Source organism: Phytopseudomonas daroniae (genome assembly GCF_004327275.1).
GTDB classification, from domain to species: domain Bacteria; phylum Pseudomonadota; class Gammaproteobacteria; order Pseudomonadales; family Pseudomonadaceae; genus Aquipseudomonas; species Aquipseudomonas daroniae.
The window spans coordinates 196,585-209,672 of record NZ_QJUJ01000002.1 but is presented as its reverse complement, the minus strand read 5'-3'; the positions used below and the strand labels follow the sequence as shown (position 1 = coordinate 209,672).

Genomic DNA, 13,088 nt, shown 5'->3' with positions numbered 1-13,088 from the left:
GCCTCAGAACGGCCACAGCGGGCTGATGAAAAAGCGATCCAGCCATCCCGGCTGGCTGGCATCGGCGAATGCGCCAGTACCGGAATAGGTGATGCGTGCATCGGCGATACGGGTCGAGGCCACAGAGTTGTCGCGAGCAACGTCGTCAGAGCGAACCAGACCTGCAATTCGCACCAGCTCGTCACCGGTATTGAGGGTCATCCACTTCTCACCGCGTACCACCAGCAAGCCATTGGGCAACACTTCAGCGACGGTCACGGTGATCGAGCCGGTCAGGCTGTTGCTCTGCCCGGCTTGACCGGAACCCTGAGTATCACGCGAGCCACTGTACTGGGCGCCGAGGCTCATGGGATTGCCTGTCAACGGATTGCTCGCCGATACGCCACCGCCAAACAGCGACGTCAGGCCGATATTGGCGCTGCTGTCCTTGGACATCTGCGAACTGGCGTTCTTGCTGGCCTGGGTGCTCTCGTTGAGAGTGATGGTGATGACATCCCCCACGCGGAAAGCCTTGCGGTCGCCATACAGATTGTTCTCGAAGCCCGACTGGAAGATCGAGCCGTTGTTCTGTGCAGCCGGCAGCGGTGTACGCGGCAGCACCGGCGCGTAATACGGATCGTTAGGCCTGGCGGCAGGCGCCACGCAGCCACTCAGCACTACGCTGCCGAGAATCGAGAACACACACACCAAGCGGTTCATAACCACTACCTCACAGCGTTCAGGCGTATCGAGGGGCGGGCACATGCCCTACCCCGGGGTATTAAAGGGTCTGCGTGATGAAGGACAGCATCTGGTCAGCGGTGGAGATGACCTTGGAGTTCATCTCGTAGGCGCGCTGGGTGGTGATCATGTTGACCATCTCCTCGACGACGCTGACGTTGGAGTTCTCCAGGGTGTTCTGCAGGGTGGTACCCAGGCCGTTGAGGCCGGGAGTGCCCACCTGAGGCGCACCACTGGAAGCCGTTTCCAGGAACAGGTTGTTACCGATCGCTTCCAGGCCTGCCGGGTTGATGAAGTCGGAGATCTGGATGTTGCCGACGATCTGCGGCTGCGGGTTGCCGGTGGTGGTCACCGACGCGGTACCGTCCTCCCCCACAGTGAAGGTGCGCACCTCCGGCGGCAGCACGATGGCAGGCTCCAGAGCGAAGCCTTGCGAGGTGACCACCTGGCCATCCGAGTTCAAGTGGAAGCTGCCGTCACGGCTATAGGACACCGTGCCGTCGGGCATCAACACCTGAAAGAAACCGCGACCATTGATCGCCATGTCCAGTGGCTGCTCGGTGGTCTGCAGGCTGCCAGCAGTAAAAATCTTCTGCGTACCGGTAACACGCACACCGGTGCCGAGTTGCAAACCGGAAGGCAACTGACTGTCCTGGCTGGATTGACCGCCGGGCTGCCGGCGAATCTGATACAGCAGATCCTCGAACTCGGCGCGATCACGCTTGAAGCCCGTGGTGGATACGTTGGCCAGGTTGTTGGAAATGGTCGTCAGGTTCATGTCCTGAGCGGACAGGCCGGTCTTGCTGACCCAAAGTGCCGGAAGCATAGCGTTTCTCCTCGGGCGCCGGATTCATGGCGCCGCGCGTTGGTTATCAGGTCATCTGCAAGACACGCGCCATGGCGGTGTCATTGTCTTCTGCAGTACGCATCATCTTGACCGACAGCTCGAACTGCCGGGACAGCGCCAGGATCGAGGTCATTTCCTCGACCGCATTGACGTTGCTGGATTCGAGAAAACCTGACGTGATTTGCACCGTGGCGTCGGCTTCCGGCGGCTGCTGGCCGGTGTAGCGGATCATGCCGTCGCTGCCCTTCTGCATCTGCTTGAGATCAGGGTTCACCAGCCGCAACCGATCGACCTCGGCCAATACGTTGGGCGCTTCGCCCAGGGCGCGGATGCTGATGGTGCCGTCCTGACCGATCTCGATCTTCTGCTCTGGCGGCACGGCAATCGGCCCCGCATTGCCCATAACCGGCATACCGTTGCCGGTACGCAGCATGCCCATGGCATCGACATTCAGGCTCGCGGTACGCACATAGGCCTCGGTGCCATCGGGCGACTGCACTGCCAACCAGCCCTTGCCGCCGATCGCGACATCCAGATCACGTCCGGTTTCCTGCAGGGAGCCTGGTGTGAAATCGGTACCTGGCCGCTCGCTCATGGCGAATACGCGCGAAGGCTGGGTTTCACCAAAAATCGGCATCGAGCGTGCTTGCTCGAAATCGCGGCGAAAACCGCTGGTGGAGATGTTCGCCAGATTGTTGGCGTGGGCACGCTGGGCCAACGTGTTGTTGTGGGCACCAGTCATGGAGACGTACAGCATCTTGTCCATGTTTCCTCCGAGGTGGGGCAACTCGCCCGCGACTCTGACAAGAGCGTTAAAGCAATTCATGTGCCATTTTCTTAAAAAATAGATAAGCACATGATTTTATTGAGCTTATAAAAACAGAACAGGCTCCCGAAGGAGCCTGTAATTTGTCGTTTGGCGAGTTGTTGCCGCTAGCGGCAACAACTCCCTGACGCGCCTATCAACGCAGGTTGATAATCGTCTGGGAGAGAGTACTTTCCGTCTCGATAGTCTTGGCATTCGCCTGATAATTGCGTTGGGCAACGATCAGGTTGACCAACTCGGCAGTCAGGTCAACATTGGAATCTTCCAACGCTCCAGACGTCAACGAACCCAGGGTGCCGGCACCAGGCGTGCCGATAACCGGCTCACCGGAAGCATAGGACTCCACCCAGTTGGTACCGCCCACCGGGGTCAGCCCCTGCATGTTGGCGAACGTGGCCAGAATGACTTGGCCGATCACCTTGGATTGGCCATTGGTGTAGGTGGCGAACATGCTGCCGTCTGCACCGATGGAGAGTCCGGAGAGCTGACCGGTGGTATAACCGTTCTGTGTCAGAGTGTTGACGGCAAAGGCCGTGTTGGTCTGTGATGAGCCTCGTATGTCCAACTCGACCCCGGTCGCGCTCGCGGCGGCTCCGTTCGTGCCCCAAGTTACCGGATTGGTGGTGCTATCGGTGATGGTCGCGGGCACCCAGTTGTTCAACGAGAATACGCCGTTAATATCGCTGGTCAGCCCTGTCGAGTTTGACGTAGTGCCGACAAGATTTCCTGAAGCATCGAAGTTGACCGTGGCATTGTAAGGAACGGTGCTGGTCGGATCTTCTGGATTACGACCATCGATGGTGACATACATGGTCCAGGAATTGCTGTCAGTATCGCTTTTGACGAAGTACTGCGACATCGTGTGGGAGTTGCCTTGCGAATCGTAGATATCGACCGAAGTAGACCAATTGTAGCTAGAGGTTGCGGAGGGATCGAAAGGCGTAGTGGTGGGCGTTGACGCCGTCGAGTTCAGCGCAACTTTCTGGGTGATCGACGATGTGGCATTAGGCAACTGATTAGAGGCATCGATGACCAGATCCGTTACCACGCCATTGATGATTGCACCATTGGCATCGATACCATAACCCTGCAGCTTATTATTCGAGCTGTCGACGACATAACCGTCCTTATCGGCATGGAACGTACCATTACGGGTATAGGCGCGGGAACCGCCATCGCTTAGCACGAAAAAACCATTACCACTGATGGCCAGATCCAGGCTGTTACCCGTGGATGTGATATTGCCCTGGGTAAATTGCTGAGCGACAGCCGCCGTGACCACACCATTGCCGGTGGCATTGCTGCCAGAACCGAGCATAGAGGTTGCGTATACATCCGCGAACTCGGCGCGTGACGCCTTGAAGCCCGTAGAACCCACGTTGGCAATGTTGTTGCCGGTGACGCTCAAATTTTTGCTTGCGGCATTCAAACCGCTCAAGCCGATATTGAAAGACATCTATCACTCCTCCGGCGAGCCGGTTATTGGCCGATCATCTTGACTTTCGACAACGCGATGCTGCCCAGTCCTGCGAGATTGAGGGTCATTTCCTCAGTATCCTGCCCCAGCGTTACACTACTGACGATAGCGGGCAGGTATGTGGTAAGCGCTGTTTCGGTACCATCAAGGGTGGCGCTGGCTTTGAAGGTATAGGTGCCTGACTCGAGCGCATTACCCTCGTCATCGGTGCCATCCCAGGAAAACTCGACAGTACCTGCGCTTTGCTGCCCCAGGCTGATGGTGCGAACCTTCGAGCCGGAATCATCGTAGACCGCGACGGAGACGCTCGAGCTAGTGGAAGGCAATACAAGCGAGCCATATAAGCCGCCACCGCTCTCGTCCACGCTGACCAAAGCCTGATCCGTTTCCACCAGTACCGAGCGGCCCACCAGTGCTGATGCCTGCAACGCTCGAGACGATTGAAAGCTACTCAGAATCGTATCCATCGAAGCGTTGAGATTCTGCAGACTCTCGACGCTACTGAACTGGGCAAGCTGGGCAACGAACTCGGTATTGCTCTGGGGATCCAGCGGGTTCTGGTTGTTGAGCTGAGTAACCAGCAACTGCAGAAATTCCGTTCCGCCGAGAGAACTTTCGGAATTACTGGTGCTGCTCGTACTGCTACTGGAGCTAGAGCCGGAAAGACCGGACAGTATGGATTCAGACGTGTTGATGGTGCTCATTTATGCCACTCCCGGCTCACTGACCCAAGGTCAGTACACGCTGCATCATCTGCTTGGCAGTATTCATCATTTCCACGTTGGTCTGGAAGGCACGACTGGCGGAGATCATGTCCGCCATTTCCTCGACCACGTTGACGTTGGGGTAATACACGTAGCCCGCTTCATCCGCGGCCGGGTGATTCGGCTCGTAGCGTGGCATCAGACTGCTCTGATCCTCGACGATACCCAGCACCTGCACACCCGCGCCGGCCTGATCCTGATCAGCGAACAACGAACCGTTTTCGCCGCCCTGCGCCTGCTGAAACACGGTGGCGAACACGGGATGACGAGCCCGATAGGTCTGGTCGATGCTCGAGGAGACCGTTTCGGCGTTGGCGATGTTGCTGGAAATGGTATTCAGACGAGTGCTCTGGGCACTCATAGCGGATCCGGCGATGTTGAAAACGCTGGTAAGTGACATATCGGGCTCCTTTATTCGCCACGCAGGGCGCTGACGAGCCCTTTGAATTTGCTGTTGAGAAGCGTGAAGCTGGCCTGGAAGGCCACCGCGTTCTCGGCGTAATTGGCCTGCTCGACCTGAGCATCGACGGTGTTCTGGTCGATCGATGGCGCAGTCGGCGTTCGGTAGGCCAGCGCCGCATCACCCATTGGCACGCCTTCTGCTGCAATGTGCCGGGCATTGGTACGATTGAGCGCCGAATTACCGCTGCCGCTGCTCTTGGCAGCCTGCTGGGCCAGTACGGAGGCGAAATCCAGATCCCGGGCCTTGTAGTTGGGGGTATCGGCGTTAGCCATGTTGTTGGCCAACACCTCCGCACGCTGGGCGCGGAAGCCCAGTGCCTTCTCGTGAATGCCAAGTGCGCTATCGAAGCTGATGCTCATCTCAGGAACCTTTGCCGTGGCGGCTAGCCTGTTTTCGTGCAAATTTCTCAGCAAAGCACGTGCCAATTTATTTTTTATCTTATAAATCAGCCTGATAAGCTAAAAACGAAGAGAACGGCAGGCTCAAGCGGCAAAGCTTTTCCGCCGCTTGGCAAGGCGGGAGCGGCAATTGGACGGAGGCTTGCCGCTTTTCTGACGCTGGGGTGACAGAACACCGTCAAGCGCGACGAGGGAGATAAAATGAAAAACGGGAGGCCCCAGGCCTCCCGTTTTTTCGATCTACTGAATCATTTGGCTTTGTAAATGATGCCTGGACTGCATTGCACCATCTGATAACGCTCAGGCAACCCATTCAGCGCTTCGGAAGCGCCTAGGAACAGATAGCCGCCAGGCTTGAGCATGGCATGAATGCGCGTAAGGATGTCCTTCTTCACTTCGGCGGAGAAGTAGATCAGCACGTTGCGGCAGAACACGATGTCGAACTTGCCGAGGCTGGCGTAGCTGTCCAGCAGGTTCAGCGGACGAAATTCGACACGACTCTTGATCGCCGGCTTCACCACCCAGCGCCCAGGCCCCTTGGGATCGAAATAACGCTGCAGACGCTCCTGGGCAAGACCACGCCCCATCGCCAGGCTGTCGTACTCACCCGACTTGCAGTTATTGAGCATGGTCGGTGACAGATCGGTGGCCACGATCTGCACACCGGCCTTGAGCTGACCAATATTGCTGCGCTCGAACTCATCGATGCTCATCGACAACGAATAAGGCTCCTGCCCCGAAGAACAGGCTGCCGACCAGATACGCAGGCGTTGCCCTGGATAAGCCTTGATAAGCTCGGGCAATACGCGACTCTTGAGCACCTCGAAGGGGTAGGCATCGCGAAACCACAAGGTTTCGTTAGTGGTCATGGCATCGACCACCTGCTCGCGCAGGCCACTGCGCGGCTGATTCTGCATGCGCTGCACCAACTCGCCCAGCGTCTTGATGGCGTTAGTCTCCATCAGCTTGTTCAGCCGACTGGAAACCAGGTACTGCTTATTGCTACCCAGCACGATGCCACAGGCTTTTTCCAGAAAGATCCGGAACTGCTCGAAATCCAAATTACCTGAAGACACTCGCGAAGCCTCGCCCATCTATGAAGTCGAATACGGCAAGCGAGCCAATGCGCGCCTGCCGATCTTGCCGCCAACGCCCGGTCGAAAACCCCGGGCGGCTCATTCGTTATGCCGAGTGATCGCTCAACTTGATTCGTTCGACCACACGGGAAGCCAGATCATCCGGGTGAAATTTCGCCAGAAAATCGTTGGCCCCCACTTTCTTCACCATCGCCTGGTTGAATACACCGGATAGCGAAGTATGCAGGAGAATATGCAATTTCTGCATACGCGGATCGGAGCGAATCGCTGCGGTCAGCGTGTATCCATCCATTTCCGGCATCTCGATGTCGGAGATGAGCATCAGCAGCTCATGCTCCGGCGACTTGCCCTCATCCGCCATCGCCTGCAGGAAACTCAGTGCCTCGCGCCCGTCATTCAACGCAGTCACCTCGACACCCACCGTCTGCAGGCAGCGCATCACCTGCTTACGCGCCACCGACGAATCATCGACGATCAGCACATGCTGGCTGACAGCCCTGGCCTGGGTCTCAACGTCCACCACACCGACGGAAATCACCTCGGAGGTCGGCGCCACTTCGGCGAGAACCTTCTCCACGTCGATGATTTCGACCAGTTTGTCATCCAGATGCGTTACCGCCGTCAGATAGTGGTCGCGCCCGGTGCCCTTGGGTGGTGGGTGGATTTCTTCCCAGTTCATGTTGACGATGCGCTCCACGGAGCGCACCAGGAAGCCCTGCACCTTAGTGTTGTACTCGGTGATGATAACGAAGCTGCCCTGCAGATCACCCAGTGGCCGCCTGCCCGTCGCCATGGACAGATCCAGGATCGGAATGGTACCGCCACGAATGTTCGCCACACCACGAACCACCGGGTTCGATTTGGGCATTACGGTGAGTTTCGGGCATTGCAACACCTCCTTCACCTTGAAGACGTTGATCCCGTACAGCTGTGGGCCATCGAGACGAAACAGCAACAGCTCCAGGCGATTCTGTCCAACCAGCTGAGTACGCTGGTTGACCGAGTCCATCACTCCGGCCATGTACGGCTCCCATGATTCCAGTAACGCATCTGGTTTGGTTAGCGTAGCAGGCGGCACGCGCCTTGCTTCTAATCAGACATGAATGCACAAACGACAATTATTCGACGCTCAATGGCCAAGAGCTTCCGTTGCCTGGCAGTTTTACCTGCTTTGCTGGCGCTCGGCTATAGCACGCTGACAACTGCCTCAGTCACTCTGCCCGATCAGCTTATCGGCGAGACCCAGCGCTTTCTTGAGCAGGCCGTTGAAGACTATTTGCAGCGCAGCAACATCCAGGCGCGCCACGAGACCCAGATCAATCGCCTGGATCCACGCCTGCGACTGCCTTTGTGTGATCAGCCATTGACGACGACCCTTGAAACGCCAGCCGAACCCGTAGGCCGAGTGACCATGCGCGTGCGTTGCGACGGCACTTCGCCATGGACGGTATTCGTTCCCGGCCAAGTGCGCCTTTATCGTGAGGTGGTTACCCTGGTACGACCAGTCAATCGCGAGGGCGTGCTCAGCGAGGCCGATATAATGCTGGCGGAGCGAGATGTCGGCCTGCTCAATCAGGGCTACCTGACCGCGCTGGAGCAGGCGATCGGCAGAAAAGCCACGCGCGCCATGCAGCCGGATCAGGTCTTGGCGCCCGTGCACATCCGCCAGGCGGAAGCGATCCGCCGCGGCGACCAGGTGGTGATCAGCGCACGCAGTGGCGGCATCAATGTACGCATGCCCGGCGAGGCGCTATCCGACGGCGCCGTGGGCAAGCAGATCAGCGTACGCAACCAGCGCTCGCAACGGGTGGTTCGCGCCCGGGTCATCGGCCCTGGACAAGTTGAAGTCTCCATGTAGGCATGATTCATGTTTATTATCTAATGGATTGGCTGACTGGCGAAGAAGGGTGTTTTAGACTGTGCAAGCGACGCGATTTTTTTGCCTAAAGTTTTCCCGGGCATAGCCGACACACTAGGCAAGCGTCCAAACTCTGTCAGAGGTTTTGCATCATGGTCATCGATTTCAACCGACTCAACAGCACCACGCCAGCCAGCACAACGCGTGCGGGTAGCACCCAGGGCGGCAAGAACGAAGCCATCGACAACAAGGCAGCTGCCAGCGAAACCGCAGGCCAGAATGCGGCCATCAGCGGCAAGAGCGGCGAATCCGTGCAGCTGAGCAGCGAAGCACAGCAATTGCAGAAAACCATCGACCAACTGCGCGACCAACCTGTCGTCGATACCGATCGGGTAGCCAAGCTCAAGCAGGCCATTGCCGACGGTAGTTACCAGGTCGATAGCCAGCGCGTCGCCAGCAAACTGCTCAATTTCGAATCCCAGCGCTAGTCTCCGGGCTTGCGCTGGGGATGTTGGACGCCCAGGAACCGTTTCGACGTTTTGCCAGCCTGTTGGCCGGCAGACCTTGAGCAGGTTCCTCCCCAGAGAGCCCGCTAATGAACGCTACAACCCTGCTTGACCTGTTCAATGAAGATATCGGCCACGCCGAGCAATTGCTTGAGTTGGTCGAGGCCGAATTCCAGGCCCTGAGCGAACATGATCTGCCACGCCTGCAACAGATACTGGCCGACAAGCAACCCTTGCTGGCCAGCCTTGATCAGCATGGCAAGAACCGCACCCAGATACTCCTCGGTCTCGAACTGAGCGCTGATCGCGCCGGCTTGCTCACGCTCGCCGAGCGCTCGGATCAGGGCGATGCGCTTGTGACCGCCAGCGATCAACTGAGCAGTCTGCTGGAGAGCTGTCAGAGCGCCAACCTGCGTAATGGCCGGATCATCCGCTCCAGTCAGAAAAGCACGGAAAGCATGCTCGGCATTTTGCGCGGTAACGAGACGCCGTCACTCTATGACAGCAGCGGTGGTACCGCTAAAGTCGACAGCAAGCGCCCGCTTAGCCAGGCCTGACTATAACGACAAGATGCGCAATGATGTCAAAATGGCATTATCATTGACGCAGCAGCTTGCCTCGGAGATCACTGGACCGTGTCCACCCCCTTCGCTCAGGACGATGATGGCCCGCAACCCCCAAAAGTGCTCAAGGCACCCGTGGAAATCGTTGCCAACCTACGCCTTCTGCAACATCACCATGACCCTCTGATCATCATGTTCCAGGAGCGCAACCAGCGCTTCCAGAGCTATGTGATAGAAGTAGATCGCGCCCAGAATCTGTTGATTCTCGACGAGATGATCCCCAGTGAAGGCGAACGCTATATGCAGAACGGCGAAGCCTTTCGGGTCGAATCGCAGCATGATGGTGTACGGATAGCCTGGGATTGCCCAGCCGGCATGCAAACGGGCGAATACCAGGGAGAGCGTTGCTACATCGGCGGCATTCCCGACGAGGTGCTCTATCATCAGCGCCGTAACGCGTTCCGGGCAGCGCTCAAGCAGTCAGATCAGGTCAAGGTGGAACTCAACAGCACCACGCTGCGCACACCACTGGAAGGCCTGATGCTCGATATTTCCGCTTCGGGCTGCAAGATTCGCTTGCCCGGCAAAGCCAGCGAAAAACTGCAGTCGGGCCAAATCTATGAAAGTTTCCACGCCCTGCTTCCAATAGGCCGGCTGGAAGCCGCCGTGGAGCTGCGATACGCACGCTATGACGAAAAGCTCGATCTCACTTTCGCCGGCCTGCATTTCGCAAACCTTAGCGGGCTGCAACAGCGGCTGGTGGAGCGTTTCGTCTACCAGCTGCAACGCGAAGCACGGCGCTTCGAGAGCGACACCTTTCTCTGAGTCACTCCCTCCAGCCGATCAGGCCTGTGGCGGTGCCGCAGGCTTCTCTTCAGAATCGGCATCAGCCTGCACATCAGGATCGGCCACCACGGGCTCCTGCATCTGTTCCTGAACCACCTGCTCATCGACACGCGGATCCAGTGCCGCCACCAGTGGCGATGCCGTCATGTTCACGGGCATGGCCACGTGCTGCAGCGGCGCATCGTCGACCTGATGGAGATGCGTGACGATATTCGAGCGTACTCGCCAGACCAGAAACAGCCCGCAGACGCAGAAGAAGGCATACAGCATGTTGGCGCCGAAAAAGCGCATCAGCACACCGACCAGCAGCGGCCCGAGACAGGCGCCGACACCAAATGTCACCAACAGCATTGCCGTCAGCGACACCCGCCGATCCGGCTCGACGTGGTCATTGGCGAACGCCACCGCCAGCGGATAAAGGCTGAACTGCAGCATGCTGACGACGAAGCCGACCGATACCAGCAACAACAGAGGTGCTTCGGCAAGTACCGCCAGCGGCGCAGCCACCACCACCATCACACCCGACATGCCGCGTATGAGCTTGACCCTGTCGAAACGATCCGAGAGCCAGCCCAAGGGCGCCTGAACGACCAGACCGGCGAGAATGCAGGAGCCCATGAAGATACCGACCTGCTCCGTCGCCAATCCCATGTCGGCGGCGTAGAGCGGCGCCAAACCATAGAAGGAGCCGATCATCAGGCCCGCGACGCCGATGGTGGTGAGCGACAGAGGCACACGCTGAAAGAAGAAACGCATTTCCAGCGGAGCCGGGTGCAATGGCGAGGGGTGCAAACGTCGGGTCAGTGCCACGGGCACCAGACACAGTGCGAACGCCAGGGCCACCAGCATCAGCAGCTCAAGGCCCAGGGTCGGGTGCACGACGAGCACCAACTGGCCGAGTACCAGGCCGAGGTATGAAGCCGCCATGTAGCCGGCGAATACCAACCCGCGCTGCTTGGTATCGGCCTGCTCGTTGAGCCAGCTCTCGATGACCATGTACTGGCACATCATCCCCAGCCCCACCAGCACACGCAGCACCAGCCAGGCCGGCAGCCAGTCGAGCAGCCCATGCCCCAGCACCGCCGCAGTGACCACACCGGCACACGCCACGTAGGCGCGAATATGCCCGACCCGAGCAATCAGCCGGTGGCCAATCTTGCCCCCCAGCACCAACCCGAAGTAGTTGGCAGCCATCAACGCACCAGCCCAGACGCCCTCGCCGGATTCGGCCAGACGTAGTGCCAGATAGGTACTCAGCAGGCCGGAGCCCAGCAGCATTAGAACGGTGGCGATATACAGCGAACTGAAGGACTTCCAGATCATGCGCATTGGACTGCGACGGCTCCTTGTAACCAGCTTCCCGGGCGGGCAGCTCAACCTAAATCAAACAAATAAGCCAATGGCAGACAGCGAGCACGGCTCGGGCTCGTGGTCGCTGTGTCATATTGATAAGACGCAGCCTGTACAGTTCATTATTCCGCAACCAGACTCACAACCTGCGCAAATGCCCTTCGAACGCAGCCTCTACCTCAAGCGGACTGGCCGCCTTCCAGCACAGCCAGACGCGCCTCGAGCTCACTGATCCGCAACTCAAGCGCATCCAGGCGATCCGAAGAGGATCCCGCAGAGGAGCGCTCTCCCTGCCCTGCCCGCTCTTGCAGCTGCGCCTGCAGCTCTGCCGGATCTCCCAGCAGATGAGCATAGCGATCTTCGCGCTGTCCAGGCTGGCGCCCTACCAGGCTCACCAACTCCCGCCCAATCAAACGCTCCAGATGATGTTGCACCTGTTCGCTATCGTCGAAGTCATGCAGGCGATTGCTGCGTGTGAGCAGCTCGCTGATCGTCTGTGGCCCGCGCAACAACAGCAAGCCAATCAGCGCCAATTGCGGCGCTACCAACTCCAGCGCCTTGTCGGCCCGCTGTTCCCAGCGATCGGCACGACTGCCCATGACCAATCGCGCGAAGCCTCGCTCTTCCAGGCTTCGCAGGCCCTGTCCGACAGCACCCTGGGTGAGGCTCATCAGCGGATCGCGACTGGTCTTCTGGTTGCAGGCCAATACCAACGCATTCAGCGTCAGGGGATAGGCTTCCGGGGTCGTGGCCTGTTTCTCGATCAGGCTCCCCAGAATGCGCGCTTCGACAGCAGTCAACGGCTCTACGCTGGATACATCGTTAGGCTGATCGGACATATCGCTTACCTGACTGAGGGAAATGCCCACTAGCGTAGCCTGCGGACAGGCAAGATGACACGCTCAGAGCAGAATTTCGCAGAGCGCAAATCCCTGATTTTCCTGCGCAAATAAAAATCAGGAAAAAGATAATTGTAAATGAGAAGGATTTGTATTGATTAAATATCGAGAATGATTATTATCTACTTCGTCAGCTGCGAAGCTGGCTCGATAATCTGAATGCATCCAGACGGAAGCTCCAGTTTATCTCCTCATCAGGCTAATCACGGTTATTGACCCGGCTTTTTGCCGGGTCTTTTTTTGATTTTTATCAGGCTAACGCAAACTGGTATGGCTGAAGCACTCACTGGCCGGGCGATATCAGGGCCAGATAAACAGACGGAAGCAGCTCCATCTTCAGCGCTGGATCATGGCGTCCCCTGCTGGAATCGAACCAGCATCTAGCCCTTAGGAGGGGCTTATTCTATCCGTTGAACTAAGGAGACCCGCTCGATCCGGCGCCCGTTACAGCAGCCGGCCGGCATGTTAACCATC

The 13,088-nt window shown here is 58.1% G+C and carries 15 protein-coding genes and 1 tRNA gene; 4 read left to right on the top strand and 12 right to left on the bottom strand.

Annotated features, from left to right (window positions below; all coding sequences use genetic code 11):
* Positions 1–3: 3 nt before the first annotated feature.
* The 9 genes from flgH to DNK10_RS06025 form a co-directional block, all read right to left on the bottom strand.
* A complete protein-coding gene (gene flgH / locus DNK10_RS06065) occupies positions 4–699 on the bottom strand; it encodes a flagellar basal body L-ring protein FlgH (RefSeq protein ID WP_131190933.1) in 696 nt (231 codons plus the stop codon).
* A gap of 61 nt (positions 700–760) precedes the next feature.
* Positions 761–1,546, bottom strand: coding sequence for a flagellar basal-body rod protein FlgG (gene flgG, locus DNK10_RS06060; protein WP_131178530.1), 786 nt, complete (start codon positions 1,544–1,546; stop codon positions 761–763).
* Positions 1,547–1,592: 46 nt separating this feature from the next.
* The gene (locus tag DNK10_RS06055; RefSeq protein ID WP_131178531.1) at positions 1,593–2,333 is read right to left on the bottom strand and encodes a flagellar basal body rod protein FlgF; all 741 of its coding nucleotides are present in this window, start codon (positions 2,331–2,333) and stop codon (positions 1,593–1,595) included.
* Positions 2,334–2,529: 196 nt separating this feature from the next.
* Positions 2,530–3,849 carry a flagellar hook protein FlgE gene (flgE, locus tag DNK10_RS06050; protein ID WP_131178532.1) on the bottom strand — a complete coding sequence of 440 codons (1,320 nt, stop codon included), beginning with the start codon at positions 3,847–3,849 and terminating at the stop codon, positions 2,530–2,532.
* Between the two features lie 23 nt (positions 3,850–3,872).
* The gene (locus DNK10_RS06045; protein ID WP_131190932.1) at positions 3,873–4,574 is read right to left on the bottom strand and encodes a flagellar hook assembly protein FlgD; all 702 of its coding nucleotides are present in this window, start codon (positions 4,572–4,574) and stop codon (positions 3,873–3,875) included.
* Between the two features lie 16 nt (positions 4,575–4,590).
* Positions 4,591–5,034 (bottom strand): flagellar basal body rod protein FlgC, encoded by a 444-nt coding sequence (gene flgC / locus DNK10_RS06040; protein ID WP_131178534.1) that lies wholly within the window; start codon positions 5,032–5,034, stop codon positions 4,591–4,593.
* An 11-nt stretch (positions 5,035–5,045) separates the two neighbouring features.
* Positions 5,046–5,456, bottom strand: coding sequence for a flagellar basal body rod protein FlgB (gene flgB / locus DNK10_RS06035; RefSeq protein ID WP_131190931.1), 411 nt, complete (start codon positions 5,454–5,456; stop codon positions 5,046–5,048).
* Between the two features lie 287 nt (positions 5,457–5,743).
* A complete protein-coding gene (cheR, locus tag DNK10_RS06030; protein WP_131178536.1) occupies positions 5,744–6,571 on the bottom strand; it encodes a protein-glutamate O-methyltransferase CheR in 828 nt (275 codons plus the stop codon).
* Between the two features lie 106 nt (positions 6,572–6,677).
* Positions 6,678–7,613 (bottom strand): chemotaxis protein CheV, encoded by a 936-nt coding sequence (locus tag DNK10_RS06025; RefSeq protein ID WP_131190930.1) that lies wholly within the window; start codon positions 7,611–7,613, stop codon positions 6,678–6,680.
* Positions 7,614–7,691: 78 nt separating this feature from the next.
* Between DNK10_RS06025 and flgA the strand changes: the two genes are divergently transcribed.
* The 4 genes from flgA (at position 7,692) to DNK10_RS06005 (ending at position 10,344) form a co-directional block, all read left to right on the top strand.
* Positions 7,692–8,450 carry a flagellar basal body P-ring formation chaperone FlgA gene (flgA, locus tag DNK10_RS06020; protein WP_131178538.1) on the top strand — a complete coding sequence of 253 codons (759 nt, stop codon included), beginning with the start codon at positions 7,692–7,694 and terminating at the stop codon, positions 8,448–8,450.
* 152 nt (positions 8,451–8,602) lie between these two features.
* Positions 8,603–8,938 (top strand): flagellar biosynthesis anti-sigma factor FlgM, encoded by a 336-nt coding sequence (gene flgM / locus DNK10_RS06015; RefSeq protein WP_131190929.1) that lies wholly within the window; start codon positions 8,603–8,605, stop codon positions 8,936–8,938.
* A gap of 107 nt (positions 8,939–9,045) precedes the next feature.
* Positions 9,046–9,513 carry a flagella synthesis protein FlgN gene (locus tag DNK10_RS06010; RefSeq protein WP_131190928.1) on the top strand — a complete coding sequence of 156 codons (468 nt, stop codon included), beginning with the start codon at positions 9,046–9,048 and terminating at the stop codon, positions 9,511–9,513.
* Positions 9,514–9,591: 78 nt separating this feature from the next.
* Complete coding sequence (locus DNK10_RS06005) at positions 9,592–10,344, top strand: flagellar brake protein (protein WP_131190927.1); 753 nt, start codon at positions 9,592–9,594, stop codon at positions 10,342–10,344.
* An 18-nt stretch (positions 10,345–10,362) separates the two neighbouring features.
* Here the strand turns inward: DNK10_RS06005 and DNK10_RS06000 are convergent, their stop codons facing one another.
* The 3 genes from DNK10_RS06000 to DNK10_RS05990 all read right to left on the bottom strand — a co-directional run bounded on the left by DNK10_RS06000 (position 10,363) and on the right by DNK10_RS05990 (position 13,039).
* The gene (locus DNK10_RS06000) at positions 10,363–11,694 is read right to left on the bottom strand and encodes an MFS transporter (protein ID WP_131178542.1); all 1,332 of its coding nucleotides are present in this window, start codon (positions 11,692–11,694) and stop codon (positions 10,363–10,365) included.
* Between the two features lie 200 nt (positions 11,695–11,894).
* Positions 11,895–12,554 (bottom strand): YceH family protein, encoded by a 660-nt coding sequence (locus DNK10_RS05995; RefSeq protein WP_131190926.1) that lies wholly within the window; start codon positions 12,552–12,554, stop codon positions 11,895–11,897.
* Positions 12,555–12,964: 410 nt separating this feature from the next.
* Positions 12,965–13,039, bottom strand: a tRNA-Arg gene (locus DNK10_RS05990).
* Between the last annotated feature and the right edge of the window lie 49 nt (positions 13,040–13,088).

What these genes read in the sequence shown, in the direction of transcription:
- flgC (WP_131178534.1), bottom strand. Translation starts at nt 5,034, where the DNA reads ATGTCACTTACCAGCGTTTTCAACATCGCCGGATCCGCTATGAGTGCC.
- flgM (WP_131190929.1), top strand. Translation starts at nt 8,603, where the DNA reads ATGGTCATCGATTTCAACCGACTCAACAGCACCACGCCAGCCAGCACA.
- flgA (WP_131178538.1), top strand. Translation starts at nt 7,692, where the DNA reads ATGAATGCACAAACGACAATTATTCGACGCTCAATGGCCAAGAGCTTC.
- flgH (WP_131190933.1), bottom strand. Translation starts at nt 699, where the DNA reads ATGAACCGCTTGGTGTGTGTGTTCTCGATTCTCGGCAGCGTAGTGCTG.
- DNK10_RS06045 (WP_131190932.1), bottom strand. Translation starts at nt 4,574, where the DNA reads ATGAGCACCATCAACACGTCTGAATCCATACTGTCCGGTCTTTCCGGC.
- DNK10_RS06025 (WP_131190930.1), bottom strand. Translation starts at nt 7,613, where the DNA reads ATGGCCGGAGTGATGGACTCGGTCAACCAGCGTACTCAGCTGGTTGGA.
- DNK10_RS05995 (WP_131190926.1), bottom strand. Translation starts at nt 12,554, where the DNA reads ATGTCCGATCAGCCTAACGATGTATCCAGCGTAGAGCCGTTGACTGCT.
- DNK10_RS06000 (WP_131178542.1), bottom strand. Translation starts at nt 11,694, where the DNA reads ATGCGCATGATCTGGAAGTCCTTCAGTTCGCTGTATATCGCCACCGTT.
- flgB (WP_131190931.1), bottom strand. Translation starts at nt 5,456, where the DNA reads ATGAGCATCAGCTTCGATAGCGCACTTGGCATTCACGAGAAGGCACTG.
- flgG (WP_131178530.1), bottom strand. Translation starts at nt 1,546, where the DNA reads ATGCTTCCGGCACTTTGGGTCAGCAAGACCGGCCTGTCCGCTCAGGAC.
- DNK10_RS06055 (WP_131178531.1), bottom strand. Translation starts at nt 2,333, where the DNA reads ATGGACAAGATGCTGTACGTCTCCATGACTGGTGCCCACAACAACACG.
- flgE (WP_131178532.1), bottom strand. Translation starts at nt 3,849, where the DNA reads ATGTCTTTCAATATCGGCTTGAGCGGTTTGAATGCCGCAAGCAAAAAT.
- DNK10_RS06010 (WP_131190928.1), top strand. Translation starts at nt 9,046, where the DNA reads ATGAACGCTACAACCCTGCTTGACCTGTTCAATGAAGATATCGGCCAC.